This window comes from Pseudomonas viridiflava, assembly GCF_003702045.1.
GTDB lineage: Bacteria > Pseudomonadota > Gammaproteobacteria > Pseudomonadales > Pseudomonadaceae > Aquipseudomonas > Aquipseudomonas viridiflava_C.
Map to the genome: position 1 here is coordinate 23,810 of NZ_RBTP01000029.1, position 25,856 is coordinate 49,665.

26 protein-coding genes are annotated in these 25,856 nt (G+C 60.2%); 5 read left to right on the forward strand and 21 right to left on the reverse strand.

The window, feature by feature from the left end; all coding sequences use genetic code 11:
- Window position 1: 1 nt before the first annotated feature.
- From ALP40_RS09665 to ALP40_RS09710, 10 genes are all read right to left on the reverse strand, one after another.
- A complete protein-coding gene (locus ALP40_RS09665; protein WP_122208066.1) occupies window positions 2-1,486 on the reverse strand; it encodes a DNA circularization protein in 1,485 nt (494 codons plus the stop codon).
- Entirely contained in the window at window positions 1,483-3,990 is a 2,508-nt protein-coding gene (locus tag ALP40_RS09670) for a phage tail tape measure protein (protein WP_122208067.1), read from the reverse strand. Before ALP40_RS09670 ends, ALP40_RS09665 begins: the two co-directional genes overlap by 4 nt.
- Before the next feature lie 130 nt (window positions 3,991-4,120).
- The gene (locus ALP40_RS09675; protein ID WP_122208068.1) at window positions 4,121-4,417 is read right to left on the reverse strand and encodes a phage tail assembly protein; all 297 of its coding nucleotides are present in this window, start codon (window positions 4,415-4,417) and stop codon (window positions 4,121-4,123) included.
- Window positions 4,414-4,761, reverse strand: coding sequence for a phage tail tube protein (locus ALP40_RS09680; RefSeq protein WP_122208069.1), 348 nt, complete (start codon window positions 4,759-4,761; stop codon window positions 4,414-4,416). The genes ALP40_RS09675 and ALP40_RS09680 overlap by 4 nt, the downstream gene beginning before the upstream one ends.
- Before the next feature lie 66 nt (window positions 4,762-4,827).
- Window positions 4,828-6,324, reverse strand: coding sequence for a phage tail sheath subtilisin-like domain-containing protein (locus ALP40_RS09685; RefSeq protein ID WP_122208070.1), 1,497 nt, complete (start codon window positions 6,322-6,324; stop codon window positions 4,828-4,830).
- Between the two features lie 18 nt (window positions 6,325-6,342).
- On the reverse strand, window positions 6,343-6,528 hold the full coding sequence (locus tag ALP40_RS09690; protein WP_122208071.1) for a DUF2635 domain-containing protein: 186 nt from the start codon (window positions 6,526-6,528) through the stop codon (window positions 6,343-6,345).
- Window positions 6,525-7,115 (reverse strand): hypothetical protein, encoded by a 591-nt coding sequence (locus ALP40_RS09695; RefSeq protein ID WP_122208072.1) that lies wholly within the window; start codon window positions 7,113-7,115, stop codon window positions 6,525-6,527. Before ALP40_RS09695 ends, ALP40_RS09690 begins: the two co-directional genes overlap by 4 nt.
- A gap of 86 nt (window positions 7,116-7,201) precedes the next feature.
- Complete coding sequence (locus tag ALP40_RS09700; protein WP_122208073.1) at window positions 7,202-7,540, reverse strand: hypothetical protein; 339 nt, start codon at window positions 7,538-7,540, stop codon at window positions 7,202-7,204.
- On the reverse strand, window positions 7,521-7,910 hold the full coding sequence (locus ALP40_RS09705) for a chemotaxis protein (RefSeq protein ID WP_122208074.1): 390 nt from the start codon (window positions 7,908-7,910) through the stop codon (window positions 7,521-7,523). Before ALP40_RS09705 ends, ALP40_RS09700 begins: the two co-directional genes overlap by 20 nt.
- Window positions 7,911-8,214: 304 nt before the next feature.
- Window positions 8,215-8,652 carry a hypothetical protein gene (locus ALP40_RS09710; RefSeq protein ID WP_122208075.1) on the reverse strand — a complete coding sequence of 146 codons (438 nt, stop codon included), beginning with the start codon at window positions 8,650-8,652 and terminating at the stop codon, window positions 8,215-8,217.
- 177 nt (window positions 8,653-8,829) lie between these two features.
- On the opposite strand from ALP40_RS09710, the gene ALP40_RS09715 reads away from it, so the two are divergent.
- The 4 genes from ALP40_RS09715 to estP all read left to right on the forward strand — a co-directional run bounded on the left by ALP40_RS09715 (window position 8,830) and on the right by estP (window position 12,449).
- Window positions 8,830-9,441 (forward strand): LexA family transcriptional regulator, encoded by a 612-nt coding sequence (locus ALP40_RS09715; protein ID WP_181115141.1) that lies wholly within the window; start codon window positions 8,830-8,832, stop codon window positions 9,439-9,441.
- Between the two features lie 148 nt (window positions 9,442-9,589).
- Entirely contained in the window at window positions 9,590-9,847 is a 258-nt protein-coding gene (locus ALP40_RS09720; protein WP_122208077.1) for a DUF1654 domain-containing protein, read from the forward strand.
- Window positions 9,848-10,159: 312 nt separating this feature from the next.
- On the forward strand, window positions 10,160-10,402 hold the full coding sequence (locus tag ALP40_RS09730; RefSeq protein WP_004885381.1) for a pyocin activator PrtN family protein: 243 nt from the start codon (window positions 10,160-10,162) through the stop codon (window positions 10,400-10,402).
- A 115-nt stretch (window positions 10,403-10,517) separates the two neighbouring features.
- The gene (gene estP / locus ALP40_RS09735; RefSeq protein ID WP_122208079.1) at window positions 10,518-12,449 is read left to right on the forward strand and encodes an esterase EstP; all 1,932 of its coding nucleotides are present in this window, start codon (window positions 10,518-10,520) and stop codon (window positions 12,447-12,449) included.
- A gap of 83 nt (window positions 12,450-12,532) precedes the next feature.
- Here the strand turns inward: estP and trpE are convergent, their stop codons facing one another.
- The 9 genes from trpE to ALP40_RS09780 all read right to left on the reverse strand — a co-directional run bounded on the left by trpE (window position 12,533) and on the right by ALP40_RS09780 (window position 23,093).
- On the reverse strand, window positions 12,533-14,014 hold the full coding sequence (gene trpE, locus ALP40_RS09740; protein ID WP_122208080.1) for an anthranilate synthase component I: 1,482 nt from the start codon (window positions 14,012-14,014) through the stop codon (window positions 12,533-12,535).
- 70 nt (window positions 14,015-14,084) lie between these two features.
- Entirely contained in the window at window positions 14,085-14,903 is an 819-nt protein-coding gene (locus ALP40_RS09745; RefSeq protein WP_122208081.1) for a phosphoglycolate phosphatase, read from the reverse strand.
- Window positions 14,900-15,574: a ribulose-phosphate 3-epimerase gene (gene rpe, locus ALP40_RS09750; protein WP_122208082.1), complete on the reverse strand. Its 675-nt coding sequence runs from the start codon at window positions 15,572-15,574 to the stop codon at window positions 14,900-14,902. Before rpe ends, ALP40_RS09745 begins: the two co-directional genes overlap by 4 nt.
- 236 nt (window positions 15,575-15,810) lie before the next feature.
- Window positions 15,811-16,635 carry an ABC transporter permease gene (locus ALP40_RS09755; RefSeq protein WP_122208083.1) on the reverse strand — a complete coding sequence of 275 codons (825 nt, stop codon included), beginning with the start codon at window positions 16,633-16,635 and terminating at the stop codon, window positions 15,811-15,813.
- A gap of 11 nt (window positions 16,636-16,646) precedes the next feature.
- Window positions 16,647-17,894: an ABC transporter permease gene (locus ALP40_RS09760; protein ID WP_122208084.1), complete on the reverse strand. Its 1,248-nt coding sequence runs from the start codon at window positions 17,892-17,894 to the stop codon at window positions 16,647-16,649.
- Window positions 17,895-17,972: 78 nt separating this feature from the next.
- Complete coding sequence (locus ALP40_RS09765; RefSeq protein WP_122208085.1) at window positions 17,973-19,007, reverse strand: polyamine ABC transporter substrate-binding protein; 1,035 nt, start codon at window positions 19,005-19,007, stop codon at window positions 17,973-17,975.
- Window positions 19,008-19,089: 82 nt separating this feature from the next.
- Window positions 19,090-20,214 (reverse strand): ABC transporter ATP-binding protein, encoded by a 1,125-nt coding sequence (locus ALP40_RS09770; protein ID WP_122208086.1) that lies wholly within the window; start codon window positions 20,212-20,214, stop codon window positions 19,090-19,092.
- Window positions 20,215-20,508: 294 nt separating this feature from the next.
- Window positions 20,509-21,138, reverse strand: a complete 630-nt coding sequence (locus ALP40_RS09775) for a response regulator transcription factor (RefSeq protein WP_122208087.1) — start codon at window positions 21,136-21,138, stop codon at window positions 20,509-20,511.
- A complete protein-coding gene (locus ALP40_RS09780) occupies window positions 21,135-23,093 on the reverse strand; it encodes a histidine kinase (protein WP_409077511.1) in 1,959 nt (652 codons plus the stop codon). The genes ALP40_RS09775 and ALP40_RS09780 overlap by 4 nt, the downstream gene beginning before the upstream one ends.
- A 154-nt stretch (window positions 23,094-23,247) precedes the next feature.
- Here ALP40_RS09780 and ALP40_RS09785 point away from each other — a divergent pair, with 154 nt between their 5' ends.
- Window positions 23,248-24,216 (forward strand): alpha/beta hydrolase family protein, encoded by a 969-nt coding sequence (locus tag ALP40_RS09785; protein WP_181115092.1) that lies wholly within the window; start codon window positions 23,248-23,250, stop codon window positions 24,214-24,216.
- Window positions 24,217-24,402: 186 nt separating this feature from the next.
- Here the strand turns inward: ALP40_RS09785 and ALP40_RS09790 are convergent, their stop codons facing one another.
- The gene (locus tag ALP40_RS09790) at window positions 24,403-25,170 is read right to left on the reverse strand and encodes a TerB family tellurite resistance protein (protein ID WP_122208090.1); all 768 of its coding nucleotides are present in this window, start codon (window positions 25,168-25,170) and stop codon (window positions 24,403-24,405) included.
- A complete protein-coding gene (gene murU, locus ALP40_RS09795) occupies window positions 25,167-25,841 on the reverse strand; it encodes an N-acetylmuramate alpha-1-phosphate uridylyltransferase MurU (protein ID WP_122208091.1) in 675 nt (224 codons plus the stop codon). The genes ALP40_RS09790 and murU overlap by 4 nt, the downstream gene beginning before the upstream one ends.
- Window positions 25,842-25,856: the final 15 nt, after the last annotated feature.

Consider the following 25,856-nt stretch of genomic DNA (forward strand, 5'->3'; position numbering starts at 1 on the left):
GTTACTCCTGAGCGATCTTGAGCGTGCCGGGCGGCACGAAGCCTGGGTGCGGAATACGGTTGCGCTGAACCACTTCGCCCGAGCGACTGGCGTCACCGAATCGGCGGTAGGCCAGCACCAAAGCCGGCAAAGGCTCGGCAACCTTCATGTCCAAAAGACGCACACCGGAAGCCGCCACTGCGTTGAGATGACTGATCAGCGCATGCCGCAGCGTGTTGAGCGCCAGGTAATGCTCGGGATCGGCTTTCAGAGAGGCTTCCCAGATGGCCGAGCTAAGTGTGTCGCGCAGTTCGATGACATCGTCGGCCACCGGCACATCGGCGCGTTGCAGCGGTTGAACCCGTTGCTGATCCAGAGACGGCACTACGAGAATCGGCTGCGTGTTGACCGCCACCGGCATGCTGGCCACGACCCTCGCCACCTTGACGAGCAACGCGTCCTGCACCAGATCCGCCGTGGCCTGAGCCGTCACCCCTGTATCGAGACCACCGCCCTGGTTAACCTGATTGATGCTGGAAACGGCCTGCGCCTGTTGAGTGGCTTCTGAAATGATCGCGCGATACGGCACAGCCTCGGCACCAGAGGCGTTTCTTACGCCTGAAGCGCTCGATGCGACGCCGCCAGAGGTGCCAGACGTGCCTGCGCTACCGGAACCTGAACCTGAACCTGAACCACCATTACTACCGCCCATGCTCCCGTTGCCAGCACTGCCGCTTCCACTGCCCGCACTGCCGCCGCCGGAACCAGCAGATCCGCTACCGGAATTGCCCGAGCCACTTCCAGCAAAACCTGCGCTGCCACTTCCCCTTCCGACCCGGCGACTGTCACCGTCAAAACTGGTAAAGAACGTGGAAACCATCGTGCTCAGTGTGTAAGGCGCATTGACCAGCGAATGCACCAGCGCGGTGACATCCGAATAGATCGCCATGAACGATGAGAACTGTCGTTGCACGGTGGCGAATACCCCCGACAACGTGCTGCGCAGCGCCTGAATGTTGATACGGACTGCATCCACCGTTGCCATGACCGCCCTATAGCGCCTGAGCGCCGACTCCAGCAGTCCCTCGGACGCCTGCATCAGCTGGCGTCGAGTGTTGAGCGTGGACGTCGGAAACTTGAGCGGTTGGTCCGGGTAAAACTTGAGATCCAGCCGGACGATCCCGCCTTCGGCCAGGGCGTGCGTCATACTGCATTCGCCGACCTGTACCTGCATGCGGCCCAGCCAGGGATGCACCAACTCCCCCGCCCCCTGCGCTTCCAGCGCTTGAAGCAGCTTGTCCCTTTGCTTGAAACAGTCGGGTCCGACGATGAACGCCGTGACCGTATGGATCTGCGATTGCTTGCCCAAGGTTTCGAAGTAAGGCTCGTCGCGCTGCGGAAACTCATGCAACTGCCCCTTGCGCCCGATCGGGACACTGGCCTTTTCAATGAAAAAGCCGATGCCCCTGAAAGACGCCGGCAACAGGCTGTCACGCCATGTACTCATGCTGCGGCTCCTGCGCCGAGGGTTCGATAGCCCACGCTTGGCGATATCGTCAAGCCAGGTTGATTGGTCTGAATCTGCTGGGTACGCATGCCCGCTGGCGCGTTCTCAAAACGAATGTTGAGCTCGCCTTCAAGCCGTGAACCTGTGCCCGCACCTTGTTGCAATAACAGACTGCCGGGTGCTGGCATGTTCGGCGCACCCAGCAGTTGGCTGGTCGCCGGTATTCCCATCGCCTGATTGATCTGCTGCTGCTTGAGCTGACTGGCCTGAACTGTATCAGCCGTCAGGAAAGCCCCTTTCCCGCCACCGGGACCTGCGTTATCCGCACGCTGTCCTTCCGCGAACTCACTGAGTTTCTGGGTGGCTTTTTGCAGCAGAGACTGATCCCCGGAGCCACCACCAAACCAGCTCATGATCGGTTCGAGGAATGGCTTGATGTCTGAGAAAAGCCCCGAAAAGAAGGTTTTGATCGGCTCCCATTTCTCGCTGATCATCCCCAACGGGGACCAGTCGAACATCAGCATGAGCATGTCTGTGAAGGGTGCTGCTTCGGCCTTGATGGTTTCCCAAAGGCCGGAGAAGAAGCCGCTCAACGGTTGCCACACCGCCGAGAGCACTTCCATTGGCGACACGCTGAACAGAGCGGCCAGTGCATCTGTCACAGGTGCCGCCTCAGCCTTGATGGTTTCCCAGAGACCTGTGAAGAAGCCGCTCACCGGTTGCCACACCGCCGAAATCAGGTCCATTGGCGACCAGTCGAACAGCGTCTGAAAGTAACCCAGTACCGGCGAAGCCAGCGCTCTGATAACGTCCCAGAGCGCGCTGAAAAATTCGGACAATGGCTGCCAGTTCGAAATGATCATGCCGATCGGTGTCCAGCCGAACAGCGTTTTCATCGCGTCGAAAACAGGCGCTGCCAACGCCTTGATGCCGTCCCACAGTCCGACAAAAAACGCAGACAGTGGCTGCCAGTTCGACACAATCATGCCCACCGGCGACCAGGCGAACAGCGCTTTTATGAAATCGAACACCGGCGCTGCTAGCGCCTTGATGCCGTCCCACAGTCCGACAAAAAACGCAGACAGTGGCTGCCAGTTCGACACAATCATGCCCACCGGCGACCAGGCGAACAGTGTCTTGAGTACGCCCCACACTGCCATGACAGGCTCACGAATCGCAGCCCACAGAGCCTGGAAGTACGGGGCGACGGTCGACCAGTTGGCAATCAGAAAACCTGCGGCAAGCGCCAGAGCACGAACGATCATGCCCACTGGCGACAGACCGATGACCATGCTCAACACTTTGCTGGCATTGGCCGCCGCCAGCACCGCCATTTGCAGTACACCAAAAGCAATCGCAGCGCCCACCACACCCTTGATCACGCCTGGGTGTTCGGCGGCCAGCGCGGCGACCTGAGAAATCATCGGCCCGATCACGGCCATTACTTCGTTCATCGCCGGCAGAAACATACTGCCGATATTGATGCTCAGGCGATCAACCCGATTGTTCATTTGCTCCAACGCGTTAGCCGTCAGCTCCGAGTTGGCCTGGAACTCTTGCTCGACGGTTCCTGCCGACTGCACCCCCTCCCCGACTTTCGCCAGGTTGGAGCGCAGCACATCCAGGTTCTTGAGCAGTGGCGTAATGGCACCCAGCGATTCCTCGCCAAACAGTTGCGTAATGACCGCCGACTGTGTGCCCGGATCGACCGTCGAGATGGCATTGAGCACCTTCTCGATGGTCCCGGACGGGTTTTGCTGCATACCTTGGGTCAGCTGGTTGATGTCCAGCTGCAAGGCCTGAAACGCCCCGGCCTTGGCTGCACCGCCCTCGGTAATCGACTGCATGAAGTTCTTGATGCCCTTGGCGGCGACGTCGGTCGGGACATCCACCCCGGCCAGCGTAGCGCCCATAGCAGCAATCTCGCCCGACGCACGACCTGCCACAGGCCCGAGCGGGCCCATCGCAGTCACCATCGTTGCAATCTGCTTTTCCAGGTTGTTGTTGCCGAGCACGTTAATCTTCTCGGACAGCGCTGCAACTTGAGGCTGAGTCAGCTCGAATGAGGAACGCCACTTGCCCATCATTTCGCCGGACTCAGCCGCCGTCTGATCGAATGCGATGCCCATTTTCACGGCATCGGTGGCAAACCCGGTCAGCTCCTCACGCGGCACATTGGCCTTGGCCCCTTCGCTGACAATCGCGGCAATGCCACTGGCGCTAGCCGGAAGCCGCTCACTCAAGTCAAGAATGTCGCGGCTCATCGCCTGGAATTGCTGCGGGGTATCGAACTTCACCGACCGTTTCACACCGGCCATGCTTGTCTCAAAGCCCATCGCTGCCTTTACGGCTTTGATCAACGGTTCCGTCAAGGCGTTGTCTGCGCTTCCAAGGTCAGCGTTTTCAAGTCCTTCCCGGAATCCATTGACGTTTTTGCGGACAGTCGCCAGCGTTGGAGACAGTTGGTCGACACCGGTAATCATCGTCCTGATAGCGTTTGCCATCACTCCCCCTGCAAAATCTGGTTGATGCGTTGTGCCTGCAAGATCGACTCGGTGATGACGTCCAGCTCCCTGGACATCATCAGTGCGGGGTCGGTCTTCCAGAAGTACGCGAGGTCGTAAACGACGGCTATCAGGCCTTCAAGGTCGCTGATGCCGCTGCCATGAAAAAACTCGCGACCTTCCAGCTCAACGTGTTGATGTCACACAGATCCATCTGATTGACAGACGACGGCGGAATGCCGGCGCAGACAGCGATGTACTTCGCCGCCACGTCCAGATCCAGGGACACGTCCTCGTTTTTGTCGATCCGGTAAGGCAGAGCCTTGATGGCGCGTGCTTCCTGTGCGGTGGGACGACGAAACGTCAGTTGCGAAACGGTTTCGCCATGAGCCTCGATAGGGCTTGCCAGCTCGATGACTTCACTCATTGCCAAATCCCCTGGTTGCCGTCGAATTTCAGTTCGAAGGTGCCGTCATCGGCCTTGCTGCTTGGCTCGTCAACCAGATACGCGCCAGACAGCACGTAGGTCTTGCCGTTGTTGAACTCGCAGGTGATGGTCATATCCACACCCGTGGTGAGCAACTTGAGCGGCAGATCCGGTGTATGCACAGCTGTGAATTTCAGCCAGGCCGCCTTGTCCGTTTCCTTGTAATAGCCCGGGACCACTGTCTCGCGCTTCACGTTCATCAACGGGGCTTCGCCGCCACCGGTAATGGTCAATTGGGTGCCATCCACTTTGATGTAGCAGGTACCCGCAACTTTCTGACCCATGTTGTTTATCTCCAGAATGAAAAAACCCGCACGAGGCGGGTTTGAAAATGATGTTGGTGGAGCGACTTACGCCGCTTCGTCGTACTGCAGGCGGAACTGGTTGAGCAGCGCAAACACGCGCAGGCCGTTGATGTAATCCGGCGGGAACATCACGTTCACGCGGCTTGGATCGTTGCCGTCACGCTCGACGATCAGGTGCTGGGCGAACACTTCAGCGTTCTCCACATGACCTTCTTCTTCAAGACGGGCGTACTGCGCAATCAACTCGCCGCGAATGGTACTCGGTGTGATGATTGGCTGGCCTGCGCCGAAACGCGTGCCGTCGCTGGCCAGCTTGTGGCGGCCGTACTTGCTGGTGATCACACCTTGCAGGCGGCGAATGATGAACGCCGACTGGTGCATGGTTTCACTGTCCAGGTACGAGTTATCGGCCTGGCCGTATGCGTTCTTCTGGTAGGTGGTGATCGAGCGCTGAATGCGCACGTAACCGCCCTCGTAATACGCCGTGGCAATGCCATAACGCAGCAGCGACTCACGCTCGGTCAGGGTGAAGCGCTGACTGGCAGGGGCCGGATCCAGGCCCGGCATGGTGCCGCTCTGGGTCGGACGGCTGGCATCGGCGGAAATGAACACCGCGGTGCGCGCAGCCAGTGCAGCCGCTTGCAGCCAGACCGGTTGCGGCGCAGCCATTTCGACGGCCTGAATGGTGATGTGCTGATCGTTGCGCAGTTGACCTGCGGCGACCAGCGTACCCACCGTGCCACGCTTGGCGCTGTAGACATGGCCGTACAGTTGACGCGCCCAGCTCCAGCGACCGGTGCTGTCGTCCATCGCCGACTTCCACGCATCCAGCGTGGTGGTGTCGGTCCACGGCAGGCACAGGAACTCGAAGGGCTCGTCGCCCAATGCTGCAAGCGCCTGAACCTGATCGGGTGTACCGACGCCGCCCGTCATGGCAATGACGTCTGCGGTCAGACCCGCCGGGATCGCCTCGCCATTGGTTTTACCCAGGCGATTGAATTCCAGGCGAATGTCGTTACCGCTCACACCGCTCCACTTGCAGGAAAGGGTCAGCACACCGGCCTCGACAACCGACCTGACCGGCAGGTCCGGCGTGGCGTTGATTTTCACCGACAGCGCGCTGGCAGCCTGGGCCGCTGTCGCCCCGTTGACGATAGTGGCCTGGACACGCACGCCACCGACGTACAGGTTCAGTAGACCGGATTCGGTCGCGGCCCCCGCCACAGTGATGGTCGCGCCAGCCTTGGCGCCTTCGGTGTTGAGCAACGGCAGGCACCAGACTTCGCCGGTCGGGTCAGCCTTGCGCCAGGTTTCGTACATGGCAGCGAGCATGGAGCCCTGACCGCCAAGGTTCTTGGCCAGTGCCACGCTCGGCACCAGCACCAGCGAGCCGATTTCCGGGCCGGTGACATCGTCGTTGACCTGAGCCACGATCAGACGGCGCATGCCGGCCGACGCGCTGTTGGCGGCCGAGTTGTCCATTTCCGCATAAAACAGCGGAACGCGAACGTCGGATGGAATGTTGTTAAAGCTGATAGCCATTGTTTGGCTTCCTCTTGGTTAAGCCGTTTCGGCGGATTGAGTGGGGGATTGCTCGGTGTGAACGGTGATATCGCCGTCGTTATAGCGGCGCTGCCACCAGGCGTTGAACGTCACTGCCCGCCCTTCGGCAGGCAGCAGATCGCCTGCTTCCGGGTCGGGCACGGTGCGGCCTTCGGCCGGTAGAACGGTGATGCGAGGGGTCATGGTTTTACATCTCCTGAGAATTTCACTTCGATGCGTCCGTCGGGGCCGGGGTATTTCAGGTTGGGGTCTGCCGGGTCGATGCTGTCCATCTCGAACGTGGCACCGCTGAAGCCTGGCAAGCCGTCCAGATACGCTTCATGCCAGGTTTCCGCAGGCTGGCTTTCAAGGGTGCGACCCAGCTGAAACTGCGCGGCAAAGCCGAAGCGATACGTCACACGGTCACCACTGATCTGCACCAGCGCACCGCCCTGGTATTGCACCGGCTCGTAATCGCGCTCCGGGCTCCAGCCCACCAATGCACGCCACAGCTCGGCGCGAATGGTGTGCAACTGATCGCAGGCTTCCTGTCCGCGCTTGTCGCCGCCATCAAGCACCACCACGATGTCCAGCCGGTCAGTGATGTTCTGGCGAACGACGTTTTGCAGGTCGTTGGCCGTGGCCTGATCGCCCGTGGCAATCACGTAGGCGGAGGGATGCGCAAGCTGATCGCCAAGGGCAACCGCCGCCCAGTCGATGCCGGCACTGATTCGCCGGGCAAAGGTCGGGCAGGTCGCCTGCAGATGGGCAACAATCGGGGTTATCTTCATGAGTAAATCCGCGTGTAAGAGGTGTCTGTGCGGCACGGCAACGGTGGCTGCCAGCCTGAACGGTGTGTGCGGGTAAACGCTTGGCGCTACTGCGTCGCTTTATCCAGAACCCGGTTGGCCTTGTCAGCGGCGCGACTGGCCGTATGCGCCGCCTCACTGGCGACCGTGGCGGCGCTTTCCACCCTGCCGGCGGCTTCGGTCGTGCTCTCGGCCAGGCGATCCAGACGAAGATCGCGCCGCCCCAACGCGGCGTCATATGCTTTGCGCACTTCGGCCAGTTGTTGAGTGTGCTCGGCGTTGGCCGACCATTGCCCCGCCTGGAAACCCAGCATCAGGCAGCCGACGATCAACAACGTGGCGATCACCCAGACTTCGATCTGACGCCAGGCGCGGCGAGCAATGAAATCAATTACGCATCTGTGCATCGTTGACTCCTCCGAGTTGAGAACGCAGCCGGGCTATCTCGGCGCTTTGCGTAGTCACCTTGTCGGTGAGTTGCACAATGTGGCTGGTCAGCGCTTCGATCTTGCCTTCCATGCGCCCGACCGCAGCAGCCAGTTCGTTGCGCTCCCTGGCAAACTGATCCGCCCGCGCTTCAGCCTCCTTGCGGGCTTCGCGTTCAGAGTCGAGCAGTTCGTTGAGCCGTCGGACCGTGCCGATGTCGGCGTTGTCCATCGCCCGGTCGGCGGCATCTCTTGAAATAAACTTGCGCAGCCATAAAAAGCCGCCAAGTAGAATAGTGCCCGTACCGCTCAGCCAGGTGGCTGTGCCTGGGCCGAGGTCAGTTGGGTCCATCTTTGCTCCGCGCATAAAAAAGGCCACACAGTGGCGGCCGGGGAAATCTATAAAGGTGGTCCGCCTGAGCGGGCTTCGAAGCGAGTCATCAGCGACCCGTTCAAGCTGTTGCGCGGTCCGCCCTGTTGGGCAGTTCCGAGGCGCAAATCGCATATCGTGGGACCTTTTTACCCCCCTCCGGAAAGGCTGGAAAGGGGCAATTTGGGGGTGGGTCGAGTTTGGCCGCAGTTCAACATGAGTTCGACCACAGCTGGGCCAGCGGCCCGGATGAGCGGTGCAAAACACCGCGTGTGCCTGAGCGAATTCAAGCGCTGCGAGCAGCCTTTTTGTTGTGGCTTCGTGATGCGCTGCGTGCGGCTAACGCAGCCAGTACGTTCTGGTGGAGCTTGTCGACCCAGTTGCGGTAGGTCCGATCGGCGCCTTCATTAATGCCCAGCAACCGCATCTGCTCGCGCACCGGCAATAGCTCCACGTAACGCAGGTTGGCGAGCTGTGCCAGCTCCGGCCCTCGGCCCTTGACCGGACCACGCGCCATCTCGGCAACAGCCGCTTCGACTTCGCTGCTTATATAGTCCATGCCGCTGCCGTTGCCGACCAGGGATCGCGAACCCGGCGTGCTGCGGGGGATGTAAGCGCCCCATTCCATGATGCCGGCCATCGGGCTGCTCAAACCGCCACTCAACCCGATGCGCATCCGTTGTTCGCCCCAATGCACCATCACCGCTTCGACTTCTTCAATCATTGTGCTTCTCCTGCCTGGCTTGTTTCAGGGGCACGATGTTGCGCCTCTGGAAAAGCCAGACAATACAATCTGTATTTTTTATGCACAACAAGACATTACAGTGTGTATATTGAAGATCACCCTACAGCCTGTATGATTCGACGCATGAATAAATGGTATGAAGTCGCAAGGCAGGTCATGGACACCCAGCAGATCAGCCAGGAAGAGATGGCCGAACGCATGGGGGTTACGCCCGGCGCGGTCGGGCATTGGCTCAATGGCAAGCGCGAGCCCAAGATCGAAGTCATCAACCGATTGCTGGCCGAACTGGGCCTGCCGATCCTTACCACCTCGATTCCGGGGAAAGAGCCCGGGCAGCAAAACGTGGCGCCCACGGAGCAGCCTTCGCGCTTCTACCGTTACCCGGTGATCAGTTGGGTGGAGGCTGGCGGCTGGAACGAGGCGGTCGAGCCTTATCCGGTCGGCTATTGCGACACCTTCGAGCTGAGCGATTACAAAGCCAAGGGCCGCGCCTTCTGGCTGGTGGTGCGCGGCGACTCAATGACGGCACCCACAGGCCAGAGCATCCCGGAAGGTATGTTGATCCTGGTGGACACCGGCCTTGAGCCCACTCCAGGAAAACTGGTCATCGCCAAGCTCCCCGAAAGCAACGAAGCGACGTTCAAGAAGCTGGTCGAGGACGCAGGGCGCTACTTCCTGAAGCCGTTGAACCCTGCCTACCCGACGATTGCGGTCAGCGAAGAGTGCAAACTGATCGGTGTTATCCGGCAGATGACCATGCGCCTCTGATCACCGCGGTGATCCCCAAGCCTCGCCCAGCGAGGCTTTTTTATGTCCGGCGTTCAGGGTCATGACTTCGGGATAGGAAAGGTTTGCCGCTTGCGTGGGAAATATTACTCAACTACTGTATGCGCATACAGTAAAAAGGAGTTCACGCATGCCTAGCCCACTATCTGAAACCTCTCCACACGATGCCTACCTGGCCCTCGCCCAGCGTATTCAGGACCTCATCACCAGCCCCAAGGCTCAGATCGAACACCAGGTGCTGCTGATCCGAGAGCCCGGAGAATCGCCTGTTCACTGGGAACGAATTGTGGAGCAGATCAGCGAGGCCGAAGGCATCAACGTGAAGCGCAATGTCGAAAATGGCTCGGTGCATGTGTCGTGGTACGTCGAGTCGGCGGACGCCTACTAATACAAAATGTATTTTTAACTACAAACTGTATTGCACCATTTCACTACATATCGTATTGTTTGTTCGCACCTCGTCATGGAGTACGAACATGCAAACCACACGACAAAGAGCGCGCTGCCCGGTGTACCTGCACCCCGCAGCGTGCCAAAGACATCTCATCGAGATGATCCAGCGTCAGACCGGGCAGCTCCTGGTACTGACACCCCAACGTATTAAGGCCACACCCGTCTCCGATTCGCACTCGGCCCCTTGGGGCGGAGATGCGGCGTGACGCTGCGCTTTTTACCCGTACAGACCAAAGGGAGTCATGGAATGAACGACATACTCGACCAGCTTCGCAAGGAATTCGCCACGCCGTGCCCATCGTTGAGCGCGGTGCGGGAACGCTACTTCTCACACCTGTCCAACGACCGCAATCTGTTGCGCAAAATCAACGCCGGCCGTATCGCCCTGAAGGTCAGTCGCACCGGTGGTACACGTCAGGGCCACCCCTTCGTCTACCTGCATGACCTGGCCAATTACCTTAACGATATCGTCACAGACAGGGCTGCATGATTTATGTCAATGATATGCCAACCACTGGGCGGTAACTTTCGATAGCGCTGGCGGTCATGAAGAGGCTTGCTACGTTTCCTAAACACAATAAAAACACAGGAAAGGATCTTTACTCATGATCATGACATCAAGGCGATGGCCATTTGCGGCCTGTCTACTTTCGCTGGCCTGTAGCTCGGCCGTGGCCGCGCCTTACTCGACGATGGTGGTCTTTGGCGACAGCCTCGCAGACGCTGGCCAATTCCCGGATACCGACGGGCCTGCTGGTGCCACACTGCGCTTTACCAATCGCGTCGGTCCCACTTATCAGGACGGCAGCGGCGAGGTCTACAACCTGAACTCGTCCACGCTCATCGGCCGGATGCTCCATGTGCCTGCCGGTGATCTTGCAGCTTCGACGTCGCCCGTTAACGCAGCCCTCGGGCTGCCGGATGGTAATAACTGGGCAGTGGGTGGCTACCGAACCGACCAGGTCCTGGACTCGATCACCACGCAGTCTGATGCCATAACCCCCATCACCAGCGGTTCGCAAACCGTCTTGCGCAGCCGACCGGGGTATTTGCCAGCCAATGGGTTTCGTGCCGACCCGAATGCGCTCTACTACCTGACCGGAGGCGGTAACGACTTCCTTCAGGGGCGCGTGCTGAGCGCGGGTAATGCCGAAGACGCCGCCAACCGCCTCGCCGACAGCGCGCAGGTGCTGCAACAAGCCGGCGCGCGCCACATCATGGTCTGGCTGCTGCCGGATATCGGCAAGACACCGGCCTTGAGCGGGACGATTCTTGAGTCCGCGACTTCCAGACTCAGCGCCCGCTTCAACGAGCAACTGGTGAGCCGCCTGGCGCAGATCGATGCGCAAATCATCCCGCTCAACGTACCGCTACTGATCAGCGAAACCCTGGCGGAGCCTGCGCGGTTCGGCTTTGACCCCACCGAGAACCTGGTGCGTACCTGCTTCAGTGGTGACAGCTGCAACGAAAGCGCCACCTTCGGACGCTCGGGCACAGCGCCTGATCCGACCAAACTGTTCTTCAACGACCGCGTCCACCCGACCGAAGCGGGTCAGCGCTTACTGGCCGACTACGCCTATTCATTGCTGTCAGCACCGTGGGAAATAACACTGCTGCCGGAAATGGCCAACACCACTCTGCGCGCTCACCAGGACGAACTGCACGCCCAATGGCTCAGCGATTTCGGCAACTGGCAGGCCGTCGGGCAGTGGCAAGGCATCCTCTCGGCGGGCGGTCAGAAACTGGACATCGACGCTCAAGACGCTTCGGCCGACGCTGACGGCAATGGCTATAACCTGACGATCGGCACCAGCTACCGCTTCGCCGATCACTGGCGCACGGGTGTGGTAGCTGGCGCTTACCGGCAGAACCTTGAGGCAGGCCCCAAGGATTCGGATTACAAGCTCAATAGCTACATCGCGACCGCCTTTCTGCAATATCAGGCCAACCACTGGTGGGGCGACCTGGCCGCGTCAGGCGGCAAGCTGGATTACGAGAACGCCGAGCGCAAGTTCGCTCTGGGCGTGAGCGAGGGTCAGGAAAAAGGCGATACCGATGGCCAAATGTGGGCAGTGAGTGCGCGGGTCGGTTTCGACATCGCGGGCACGGCCAGCCGCTGGCACCTGTCACCTTTCATCAGCGCTGACTATGCGCACATCGACGTGGACGGCTACTCCGAGGAGGGCGCCCGCTCGACAGCACTGACCTTCGATGACCAGACGCGCAAGTCCAAGCGAGCAGGCGTTGGTTTGCAGGGCAAGTTTCAGGTCACGTCATCGACGCAGGTCTGGGGAGAAGTGGCACGTGAGCGGGAGTTTGAAACCGATCAGCAAAACGTGACCATGTCGCTCAACAGCGTGCCCTCCATCGACTTCACGCTGGACGGCTACACCCCACAACGCAACCTGAACCGCGCCACGCTGGGCGTGAGCCAGAAACTCACTCAGGACCTCACGCTGCGCGCCAACTACAACTGGCGCAAGAATGATGACGTAACGCAGCAAGGGGCCAATGTCGCGCTAAGCCTGAATTTCTGACTCAGAAAATGGGGCACGGGAAGATGATCATGCCCACCCGGAGCGGTGGGCATGATCAGCGTGAGGCTGTTTAAGCAACCTCCTCACTCCGCCGCGGTCTGCTCCGCCAATGCCACGGCACGGAACATCGCACGACGTTTGTTCAAGGTTTCTTCCCACTCCAGCGCAGGCACCGAGTCCGCCACAATCCCGCCGCCCGCCTGTACATGCAGCTCGCCGTTCTTGATCACCGCAGTACGAATCGCGATGGCGGTGTCCATGTTGCCGTTCCAGGCAAAGTACCCCACTGCCCCGCCATACACGCCGCGCTTGACCGGCTCCAGCTCGTCGATGATTTCCATCGCACGAATTTTCGGCGCGCCGGACAAGGTGCCCGCCGGCAGAATTGCCCGCAGCGCGTCCATCGCCGTCAGGCCATCTTTCAACTGCCCGGTGACGTTGGAAACAATGTGCATCACGTTGGAATAACGCTCGATGACCATCTTCTCGGTCAGCTTCACGGAGCCGATTTCTGATACGCGGCCCGTGTCGTTGCGGCCCAGATCGATCAGCATCAGGTGCTCGGCGATTTCCTTGTCATCGGACAGCAGGTCCTTTTCCAGCGCCAGGTCGGCCTCTTCGGTGGCACCGCGAGGACGGGTGCCCGCAATGGGACGGACGGTGATCAGGTTGTCCTCGACGCGTACCAGCACTTCCGGCGAACTGCCAACGACGTGAAAATCGCCGAAGTTGAAAAAGTACATGTAAGGCGTCGGATTGAAGCAGCGCAACGCCCGGTACAAATCGATGGGCGCGGCCTTGAAGTCGATGGACATGCGTTGCGACGGCACCACCTGCATCACATCGCCCGCCAGGATGTACTGCTTGATGGTATCGACTGCGGCTTCGTAATCGCCCTGCGTAAAGCTTGAACGAAACACCGGATCGGGCGCAGGCGGGCGATCCAGGTCCAAACCACGGCGCGGCGTGATCGGCTGACGCAGCTTGTCCATCAACTCATCGAGCTGCTTGCGCCCCTGCTCGTAGGCGTCCTGCTGCGCCGGATCGACCAGCACGATGGCGTGCATCTTGCCCGCCAGGTTATCGAACACCACGACCGCGTCGGACACCATCAGCAAGATGTCAGGCACGCCCAGCGGATCCGGGTTCGGGCAGTTCGCCAGGCGCTTCTCGACATAGCGCACACAGTCATAACCGAAATAACCGACCAGACCGCCGTTGAAGCGCGGCAGGCCGGCGATGGTCGGCACGTTGTAGCGCGCCTTGAAGGCCTCGACGAACGCCAGCGGGTCTTCGGACTCGTGGCTTTCGATCTCGACGCCATCATGGGTAATGCTGATGCGATGGCCATGCACACGCATGACGGTGCGGCACGGCAGGCCGATGATCGAATACCGGCCCCACTTCTCCCCGCCCTGAACCGACTCCAGCAAATAGGAATTGGGCTGGTCGGCCAGCTTCAGGTAGATCGACAGCGGTGTGTCGAAGTCGGCCAGGGTTTCACGGGCAAGCGGGATGCGGTTGTAGCCGTCAGCGGCCAAACGCAGGAATTCTTCACGGTTCATGAGCAACCTCGTGGTTTGAGGATAAAACGGTCAGTAAGGCAAACGTACCGGCAGGCCGGCCAGGATCAAGTCAGGCGCGCCAACGCCAGCGGGCCAGAGCCTTCATGACTTTCATCCAGAGTTTGCGAGTGACCACCACGATGGAATCTCTACAGGAGGGACGTTCGATGTCGGGCAACAGTATCTCAGCGTCCTGATCCAGGCAACCGGGAATCAGCTTGCGCAGATCATCGATCACCATCGCCGGAGATTCCTCGGCAATCGGGCGACCGTGGTTATAGCCATAACTCAACGCGACACAGGCCACTCCTGCCGCTTTGGCCGCTTGCACGTCGGTACGCGAATCGCCAACGAACAGGGATTGCGAAGCAGGAACACCGGCCATTTTCATGACGAAAAACAGCGCGGCGGGGTCTGGTTTCTTTTGCGGCATGGTGTCGCCACCCACGATCCAGCGAAAGAACCGGCCCAGCTTCATTTCATCGAGCAACGGCGCAACGAAACGCTCCGGCTTGTTGGTGATGAGCGCCATCTGCACGCCCATTTTCTGAAGCCATTTCAGGGTTTCGCGAACGCCTGGGTAGACCACGGTGAACTCGTGCTTTTCCGCATAGGCTTCCATGAAGATCTCAAGCCCCTGCTCGGCGAGCGCGTCGTCGACACCGCTGTGATCGATGTCGTTGGCCAATGCCCGGCGCACCAGCACTGGCGCACCGTTGCCAACCCAGGCGCGTACCGACTCAAGCCCGGCCGCAGGGCGGCCCAGCTCAAGCAGCATTTTGTCCACGGCGACGGCCAGATCCGGAACGGAGTCCACCAGGGTTCCGTCCAGATCGAACATGATCAGCTTGGGCAGTTGACCTGCAAACAGCTGCTCGAAGCCGCTCATGCGCGGGCAGACGCCAGTTCGGCACGCATTTTCTCGATCACTTCGCGGTAATCGGGCGCGTTGAAAATGGCAGAGCCTGCCACGAAAGTATCGGCGCCAGCGGCCGCGATCTCACGGATGTTGTTGACGTTGACGCCGCCGTCGATCTCGAGGCGAATGTCACGACCCGATGCGTCGATCAGCGCCCGCGCTTCACGCAATTTGTTGAGCGTACCGGGGATGAACTTCTGGCCACCGAAACCTGGATTGACGCTCATGAGCAGGATCATGTCGACCTTGTCCATGACGTACTCCAGCAGGTTCAACGGCGTGGCCGGGTTGAACACCAGACCCGACTTGCAACCGCTTTCACGGATCAGTTGCAGCGAGCGGTCGATGTGCTGGGTGGCTTCGGGGTGGAAGGTGATGTAGGTGGCGCCGGCTTCAACGAAGTCGCCAATGATGCGGTCCACCGGGCTGACCATGAGGTGGACATCGATAGGCGCTGTAACGCCGTATTTACGCAGCGCGCTGCACACCATCGGACCAATGGTCAGGTTCGGGACGTAGTGGTTGTCCATGACATCGAAATGCACGAAGTCCGCACCTGCGGCCAGCACATTGTCGACTTCCTCACCCAGGCGGGCGAAGTCAGCGGAAAGAATCGAGGGGGCAATAACGAAGGGCTGCATGGCGCACCTGTTTGAGCAGAATCACGATGGCGCGCATTGTACTCCAACGTTTCTGGATATGTCGCAGGTGCACTCTTGATGTTTTGTAAGCCATTCAGCGGCTAAATGCAGGAAATCGCTTCATGCCTGACACAACGCAGCAGACAGGGAAATCTCTGCCGCGCCTCCGACACTGCGCTCCCACAAAAAACCACATCGGCGGCAAACTGCCCCCGGCATTGAATAGCCCAACAGCATCACGCCGCCTGCGTCCTCAACTTCTCGCTACGCCCACGCAGCCATTCCAGCACCAGCAGCAACAGGACCGAAAAACCGATCAGCAAGGTGGCGGCAGCGGCAATGGTCGGGCTGAGGTTTTCGCGAATGCCGCTAAACATCTGGCGCGGCAACGTCGCCTGCTCAGGTCCGGCCAGAAACAGGGTGACCACTACTTCATCAAATGAGGTGGCGAACGCGAACAGCGCGCCGCTGATAACGCCCGGTGCAATCAACGGCAAGGTCACCCGGCGAAACGCGGTCAGTGGCGAGGCACCCAGGCTTGCCGCCGCACGCACCAGGTTGTGGTTGAAGCCCTGCAACGTCGCCGACACGGTGATGATCACGAACGGCACACCCAATACCGCATGCACCAGGATCAGCGAGGTGTAGCTGTTGCCCAGGCCCAGCGGGGCGAAGAACAGGTAACTGGCCACACCGACGATGACCACGGGCACCACCATCGGCGAAATCACCAGCGCCATGACCAGCGCCTTGCCGGGAAAATTGCCACGCGTCAGGCCAATCGCCGCCAGCGTGCCGAATATCATGGCCAGCAAGGTCGCAGCCGGGGCGACGATCATGCTGTTCTTCAGCGCGCGCATCCACTCGGCGGAGTTGAAGAAGTCCTGATACCACTGCAAAGAAAAGCCCTGCAGCGGATAGACCAGAAAGCTGCCGGAGTTGAACGACAGCGGCACGATGACCAGCACCGGCAGCACGAGGAACAGCAGCACCAGCGCACAGATGATGCGCAGCGCGTAATACCAGATGCGCTCGATCGGCGATGTGTAGGGATTCAGCATGGTGACGCTCCTCAGCTCAGACGCAGGCGGCTGGCGCCGACCAGCCAGCTATAAATCAGGTACAGCACGATGGTTGCCAACAGCAGCAGACCGCCCAGCGCGGTGGCCATGCCCCAGTTAATGCTGGTGTTGGTGTAGAACGCGACGAAATAGCTAACCATCTGGTCGTTCGGGCTGCCCAGCAAGGCCGGGGTGATGTAGTAGCCAATCGACAGAATGAACACCAGCAGGCAGCCAGCACCGATCCCCGCGTAGGTCTGCGGAAAGTACACACGCCAGAAGCTGGTGAACGGATGGCAGCCCAGGGAAATGGCTGCACGCATGTACGTCGGGGAGATGTTCTTCATCACGCTGTAGATCGGCAGGATCATGAACGGCAGCATGATGTGTACCATCGAGATGTACACGCCGACCCGGTTGAAAACCAGTTCCAGCGGCTTGTCGATGATGCCCATCGCCAGCAATGCACTGTTGATCAGTCCACTCGATTGCAACAGCACAATCCAGGCCGCGACACGCACCAGAATTGACGTCCAGAACGGCAGCAACACCAGAATCATCAGCAAGTTGCTCTGGCGTGACGGCAGGCTGGCCAGCAGATAAGCCAATGGATAGGCCAGCACCAGACAGATCACGGTAATGACCAGCCCCATCCAGAACGTGCGGGCAAAGATGTCCACGTAGATCGCCTGATCGGGGGTCGCAGGCGCTATTTCGCCAAGGTCGTCGATGCGATGGTCAACGGCGGCCAGTACGTAATACGGGGTGAGGCTGCTGGTGTTGCGGCGAACGGCCTGCCAATAGGCGGGGTCGCCCCAACGCTCATCCAGCGCTTCGAGTGCATCTTTATAAGAGGCAGGCTCAGTCTTGAATGGCAGCGCCCGGGCGGTTTTGCTCAGCAGGCTGCGGTAACCGGCCAGCTCCATATTGAGGCGCTTGGACAAATCGCCCAGCGTCGAATTCTTGCGCGTTTCAGCCAGGTCCAGGCTCAACGCTTTGTACACCGACTCGGGCGGCAGCCCTTTCCCGTCCCATTTCTGAACTTCGATCACGGTGCTCGGCAAGGCAGTAACCACTTCCGGATTACTGACGCTCTTGTAGAGCAGTGCGGCGATAGGCACCAGAAACACCAGCAACAGGAAGATCACCAGCGGAGCGATCAGTGCCTGAGCCTTCCAGCGGTTGACTCGCTCTGCACGTGCAAGGCGTTGCTTCAAAGTGGGGCTGGCGCCTTCAGTCAGGGGCACGGCGATGGCCATAGCGAACTCCGGAATCTTTCAACGAAGAGGGTGTTCCCTGACGCAGGGAACACCCGGATCTAACTCAACGTAACGCGATTACTTGGCAGCCCAGGCAGTGAAACGCTGCTCCAGGGATTCACCGTTGTCGGTCCAGAACGACACATCCATCTGCACCTGATCCTTGATGTTCTCAGGGGTCGTCGGCATGTTCTGCAGGGTTTCCTTGTCCAGCAGCGTTACCGCCTGGGTGTTGGCCGGGCCGTAGGCGATGTTCTGCGAGTAGGTCTTCTGCTGTTCCGGGCTCAGGCTGTAGGCGATGAATTTCTTCGCGGCTTCAGCGTTTTTCGACCCCTTCGGAATGGCCCATGCGTCGAAGTCGTAGACGCCACCGGTCCACACCACTTTCAGGTTGCTTTCTTTCTGCACGGCGGCAATTCGGCCGTTGTAGGCAGAGCTCATCACCACATCACCAGAAGCGAGGTACTGAGGCGGCTGTGCACCCGCTTCCCACCATTGAATGTTCGGCTTGAGCTCATCGAGTTTCTTGAAGGCGCGGTCCTGGCCGTCTTTGCTGGCCAGCACTTTGTAGACATCTTTCGGCGCAACGCCGTCGGCCATCAGGGCGAATTCCAATGTGTATTTGGCGCCTTTGCGCAGGCCCCGCTTGCCCGGGAATTTCTTGGTATCCCAGAAATCCGCCCAACCGCTCGGCGCACTGGCAACCTTGTCGGCGTTGTAGGCCAGCACGGTGGACCAGACGAAGAAACCGGCACCGCACGTGGTGATGGCGCCCGGCACGTAGTCGGAAGCCTTGCCCAGCATGGCCGGATCGAGCTCTTCGAACATGTCTTCGTCACAACCACGCGCCAGTTCCGGCGACTCGACCTCTACCAAATCCCAGGACACGCTCTTGGTGTCGACCATCGTTTTGACCTTGGCCATTTCGCCGTTGTATTCGCCAGCGATGATCTTGCCGTTACCGGCCTTTTCCCACGGCGCATAGAAGGCTTTTTCCTGAGCGGCCTTGTTGGCGCCACCGAAGGAGATGACGGTCAGGTCAGTGGCTGCCATCGTTTGTGCTGCGCACATCATGCCCAAGGTGATGGCGGTGAACTTCAATGATTTCAGCATGTATTCTTTTCTCCACGAGCAGTGTTGGTAAGCGATTGGGGTGGGCGATCGATTCGCCTCTGTTGTGGCTGTTACCGATAAATCAATGCACTTGCTGCAAGGGGTCGAGCGCACGCACATGCTCGACTTGCCATCCAATGGGCACGACGTCGCCGACGCTCAGTGCCGGATCCAGCTCGGCGATGGGCTGCTTGACGAAGAAATCAGTCTTGCCCGCCACTTCCAGACGCACCCGCACGTGGTCGCCCAGATAGATGAACTCGGCCACACGGCCAGAGAAACGGTTCACACAGCTTTCGCTGCGGCCATTGAGGTTGATGCGCTCGGGGCGAATGGACAGGGTGACAGGGCCGCCCGGCTGGCCGACGTTCACCGCCAGCGCATGCACTTTCTCGCCGCGTTCCAGTTCCACCACGCAACGGTCGCCGTCCTGACTGACCAGACGGCCATTGAGGCGGTTGTTCTCACCGATGAAGTTGGCCACAAAGGTATTCTTCGGCTCTTCGTACAGGCTGCGCGGGGGCGCGATCTGCTGGATCTCGCCTTGGTGGAACACCGCCACACGGTCGGACATGGTCAGCGCTTCGCCCTGGTCGTGCGTCACGTAAACCACGGTCACGCCGAGGCGCTGGTGCAGGTGTTTGATCTCCATCTGCATGTGTTCGCGCAGTTGTTTGTCGAGCGCGCCGAGGGGTTCGTCCATCAGCACCAGTTGCGGCTCGAACACCAGCGCACGGGCCAGCGCGACACGCTGTTGCTGACCACCTGACAACTGGGCCGGGTAACGATGCGCGAAGGTGTCCAGTTGGACCATACCCAGCGCACGCTTCACTTTCTCGCCGACGTCCGTCTTGCTCATGCCGCGCACCGACAAGGGGAACGCCAGGTTCTCGGCCACTGTCATGTGCGGGAACAGCGCGTAATTCTGGAACACCATGCCGATGTCACGCTTGTGCGGTGGCACATTGTTGATGGCGCGGCCACCGAGCAGGATTTCACCGGCAGTCGGGGTTTCGAAACCGGCGAGCATCATCAGGCTGGTGGTCTTGCCGGAGCCGGACGGTCCGAGCAGGGTCAGGAACTCGCCTTTGCGGATATCCAGGTTGAGGTCTTTGACGATCAGTGCTTCGCCGTCGTAGCTCTTCTGCACACCACGAAAGCTGACCAGAACATCGCTTGCTCCAGCGCTTGTATCGACGTCGCTCATTACCCACACCTTTGTTTTGTCTGCGTGGCATCAAGACTAGAACAGCCTCAAGGCCCCGGAAATCGGGGGTGATGAGAGATTAGCCTAGGCAAGCTGGAAGGCCAGGGGTAGGGATTGCCCTACAAGGATGGCGGGGATGGATATGCCTTAGAAGTTGCAAAGCATCCGGTAGGAGCGGACTTGTCCGCGAAAGAACGCCAACCCTGCATATCTGCGTAGTCTGGCCCACTTTTCGCGGACAAGTCCGCTCCCACAGGTCGATGTCCGGAACTCGTGGGCATGTCGTTTTCAGACTCAGAACAGCTTATGCTCCATCGCGTATTTCACCAGGTCGGCCAGCGAGTTGAGCTTCATTTTCTGCATCAGACGCGCCTTGTGGGTGCTGATGGTCTTGCTGCTCAGCGCCAGTTGCTGAGCGATGTCATTGACGTTCGCGCCTTGGGCCAGCCGCTCGAACACCGAGAATTCGCGCTCAGACAGCAGCGAGTGCAACGGGCGGTTGTCGGTAAGGCCCACTTCGAACACCATGCGGTCGGCCAGCTCGGGATCGATGTAACGCCCTCCCGCCGCCACCCGGCGAATCGCCGTCAGCAACAGTGCAGGGTCGCTGTCCTTGGTGGCATAACCTGCTGCGCCGACTTTCAAGGCACGCGCGGCCATTTGCGCCTCGTCATGCATCGACAGCACCAGAATGGCGGGTGGATTGTTCAGGGCACGGATCCTCGGAATGGCCTCCAGCCCATTGACGCCCGGCATGGAGATGTCCAGTAGCACCACCTCGCAGGCCACGTGGCGCAGCGTCTCGAGCAACTGTTCGCCATTGCTCGCCTCGCCCACCACATGCAGGTCTTTGGCCAGGCCGATCAGTTGCTTGATCCCCTCACGCACGATGGCATGGTCTTCGGCTACCAGTACACGAATCACTGTTCTCGCTCCTGTCCAGCGGGATCCAACGGAATATAGGCGCGCAAGGTTGTGCCCTCACCCAGCTCGCTGTCCAGCTCCAATCGACCGCCCAGCATCAAGACCCGCTCGCGCATCCCGACTACACCGAACGACACTGGCTTGCCGGACTCGACAAAGCCCTGGCCGTCGTCGGCGATGGTCATGCACATCATGCCCCGCTCCAGCGTCAGGCTGATCTCGACGGTGTGCGCCTGTGCATGGCGCATCACGTTAGTCAGCGCCTCCTGAAGAATCCTGAACATACCCGTCGCCTTCGCATCGCTTAGCGTCGGCAGACTGTCGGGGACCTGTACCAGACACGGAATCTGCGTACGCGCCTCGAAGCGGCGGGCCTGCCATTCGATGGCCGAGGCGATGCCCGCATCCAGAATCGGCGGCCGCAGCGCAGTGGCCACATCGCGCACCAACTGGAACAACTGCGCGATCAGTTTTTTCATGTTGCCCAGCCGCTCACCCAAGCCGGGGTCAAGGTCAGCGTAGGCCAGCTCGCACATGGAAGTTTCCAGCTTGAGTACCGTCAACATCTGCCCCAGTTCGTCGTGAACCTCACGGGCAATTCTGGCTTTCTCTTCCTCACGCACGCTTTCCAGATGAGCCGAAAGTTCACGTAATTGGTCGTGGGCGCGACGTCGCTCGCTGACGTCACTGAGGAACACCACCAAGTACTCGGCCTCACGAAAGCGCAGGAAGCTCAGCGACACATCGACCGGCAACACACTGCCGTCGGCGCAGACGCAACTCGTTTCGAACAACTGCGGACTGTCGTCGGTGGAGCGCGCGTTTTTCCACAGATTAAGCCAGCGATCCATGTGCAGGCCGGGGTCAAAGTCGATCAGCGGACGCTCGACCACCTGGCCTGGCGCATAACCGAGCATGGTTTCTGCTGCCCGATTGGCGTAGCGCACACGACTGTCCCAATTGACCCACAAAATGCCGACCGTGCTCTGGTCGATGGAGAACTGCGCCAGCCGCAACGACGCCTCCCCTTCCTCGCGGCGGGCGATGTCCTCGCGGGCAGTGAGCAATTCCTGTTCAAGCGCCTGCTGCTGACGCCGCTGCCAGATCACGATGGCGAAACAGGCCAGCAGCATCACCAGCAGCAGAATGCAGAGGTTCTGCCAGAGCCCCGGCGACTCGCTGAAACGGGAAGGCGTCAGCGGCATCCAGCGAGTGTGCAGTTGATCGAGCTCTCTGGCCGGAATGGCGTGCAGCCCTTCGCCGATGATCGCGGCCAATTCCGGTGCATCCCGGCGTGACGCCACCCTCAGCAACAACGGCAGACCGATATCGCCGACCACCGTCAGACCGGAAAACTCGGGCTCTCGCAGCAGCCGGCTGAGCTGAGCTTCGTCGGCCACCGCATAGCGCGCTTGCTGGCTGAGCAGCAGTTGCAAAGCCTGGCGCTCAAGCGGCACGCCTTGCAGATTCAGATGCGGGTAATTGCTGCGCAGGTAGTCGGCCGTGGCGCTGGGCATGCGTACCGCGACACGCGAACGACTGTCGAGCTTGTCCAGGTCCACAGTGGTGCCGCCGTCACGCTCGCCTATCAACAGCTGAGAAACACGCAGATACGGATCGGAAAACAGCCAGAGTTTCAGGCCGGCAGGCGTTTGCGTGAGGCCGGGCGCGACATCTACTTCGCCATTGGCCAGCGCTTTTTCCAACGCGGCCTGATCGGGAAAGTTTCGCCACAACAATTCCACGGACAACGTGGCGGCCAGCGCATTCATGAACTCGACGTTGGCACCCGACAACTGCTGCAGGCGCTGATCGAACTGCGCATACGGCGCACGCAATACAAGCCCGACGCGCAACGGGCCGTGTTGCTTCAGCCAGTCGCGCTGCGCCGGATTCAACTGATCACGCGCAGCAATGTCAGGCGCATCGAACTGTGCATTTGCCGCCTGCGCCATCAAGAGCACAGCCAGGCAGCCGATAAAACCGATGCGCCGAAGACGAGTTAGCAACGTGTCGTTCTCATGTAGGTGTACTGCGCCCAGGCTCACGCCTGACAAAAGCCGATCAACCCATTAGGCTGCCGGTATAGTTTCTGGCTTGGAATATCCGATGTCCCACACCATTCGCGCAATGTTTCCCACATTGTTTTTGTCGCTGATCGTACCTTGCGCCCTGCCCGTGATGGCGGCCGAGCCTGCCAAAGACGCCGTCGAGGCTCCCGTCGAGCGTGCGCCATTGCCAAGCCGCGGGCAGGAAGATGCCATCGCCCTTGAGCGTCAATTGCCCAAGCAAGATCAGCAACAGCTGCAGGCGGGCGACGAAAGCTTTCTCGCCCTCTGGAAACCGGCCAATAGCGACGAGCCCCAAGGCACCGTGATTATTCTGCCGGGGGCCGGTGAGTCCCCGGACTGGCCTGACGTGGTGGGCCCGCTGCGCTATAAGTTTCCGAATGTCGGTTGGTCAAGCTTGAGCGTCACCCTGCCGGATGCGCAGGACAATGCGCTGATGCCACGCGAGCCTGACACGGCGAGCGGCGATGCCGGTGCCGAAAAATCCAAGGAAGCGCCGAAGGATGCCGCCGCCAAGGACACTGCAGTGACCGCCGACGCAGAAGCTCAGGCCACTGCTGACGCCGCCAAAGCGGCTGCCGATGAAGAACGCAACAAGGCGCAGGCCGAGCGGGTCTTTGCCCGCATTGACAGCGCGATTGCGTTCGCACAGCAGAACAAAGCCCACAGCATCGTGTTGCTCGGACACAGCAGCGGCGCTTACTGGGCAACGCGCTACATGAGCGAGCGTGCATCACCTCTGGTCCAAAAGCTGGTGATGGTCGCTGCACGCGAGCCGCTCGACATGTCGCCTTCCTTGCTGGACATGGTGCCGACGCTCAAGGTCAACACAGCCGACTTCATTTATAAAAACCCACCCCAGCCAGCTGCAACCGCACGGCTGCAAGCCAGCAAACGTGCCAAAGGACCGGGCTTCACGCAAGTCGGCCTGATCAACAGCGCGGGCAACGCAGAAACCGAGCAGGAACAAATCTTCCGACGGGTTCGCGGCTGGATCGAGGCTAAATAGGTCGGGATATCTTTATCGTTTGAAACGCGCTGTCGCGCAACAAACACCGACCATTGTGGGAGCGGACTTGTCCGCGAATATGGCACTTCGGCCGCTGCATCTTCGTCAGATGTACCGGCCTTTTCGCGGGCAAGTCCGCTCCCACGAAAACCGTTCTTATTCAGCACACACCCAGGCGCAGCACAGTCACTTGAAACCGCGACGCGCCTTGATCAGTCGATAGGCATTGTGCAACTCGCTGGTTTTGTCGGTCGCCACTCGCACCTGCAACGAGCTGGCACCCGAGCCTGCGATTTTGTCCGGGTGATGACGGCTGAGCAAACGTCGATACGCCCGCTTGATGGTCACCGGATCCGTGTCGGCCTGCACGCCCAGCAACAGCATTGCGCCTTTATAGGCGTCAGCACTGCTGATGGGCGGCCGTTTCATCGGATCGTGCTCGGCAGCCAGCGCCTCGACCTGCGGCTCGGTCCAGCCCAGCCACATCCCCCACACGCCAATAAGCTCGCGCTCGGACCGTGACGCCCTGCCGTCGGCCCATGCCATTCGCCAACAAGCACGCAACAAACCTTCCGTCCTGTCAGGGTCACCGCGTAGACGACGCAGATAACTGCGCAAGCCATCCGAGCCATCCTTGCCGCGATTGAACGCGTTGATGGCACGAAGCTGATGCGACTTGTCCATGTTCAGGCGCTGCATCTCGGTGCGTGCCTGATGGATATGGCTGGCCGCAACCCGCCCGTCGCACTTGGCCAGACGCCCTAGCATCACGAACAACAATTCGTCGTCATGAATGGCCGCACGCCCGCCCAGACGCTCACGCAGGTGCGCCCAGCTGTACAGTTTCAGGTGGCGATCCAGCGCCTGCCCCAGCAATGCACCCAGTAGCGCGCCAGGAATGCTGGCAATCAAATAACCGATCCCGGCACCCGCCAGCGTACCCGGCCAAATCATTCCGTGCGCCCCGACAGCAAACGCTCGACCTCAGCCAGCCGCTCGTGAGTGCCCACATCGACCCAACGCCCGTTGAAATGCTCGCCCGTCACCAATCCCTGTCGCATAGCGTCACGCAGCAAGGGTGCCAGCTTGAACGCACCGGCCTCACACCCTGCGAACAACTGCGGATGCAGCACCGCGATGCCGCTGTAGGTCAGGCGCAGCCCCGCAGCAGCATCGTCACTCACCCGACCATCGACCAGGGAGAAATCACCCGTCGGGTGATGCGCCGGGTTGTCGATCAGCACCAGATGCGCCAGACCGGACAACGGTGCGCGCAGTGCGGCGAAGTCGTAATCGGTCCAGATGTCGCCATTGACTACCGCAAACGGCTCCTCGCCCAGCAATGGCAATGCGCGAAAAATGCCGCCACCGGTTTCCAAAGGCTCGCCTTCGGGGGAATACCGGATATCCAGGCCCAACCGCTGCCCGTCCCCCAAGTAGTCCTCGATCTGCTGGCCCAGCCAGGCATGGTTGATGACCAGGTCGTGAAACCCGGCCTCGCGCAGGGCGTTGAGGTGATACTCGATCAGGGGCACACCGCCTGCACGCACCAGCGGTTTTGGCGTGTGCAGGGTTATCGGACGCATCCGCTCGCCTTTCCCGGCGGCGAGAATCATCGCTTTCATGCAGTCCTCTTCAAC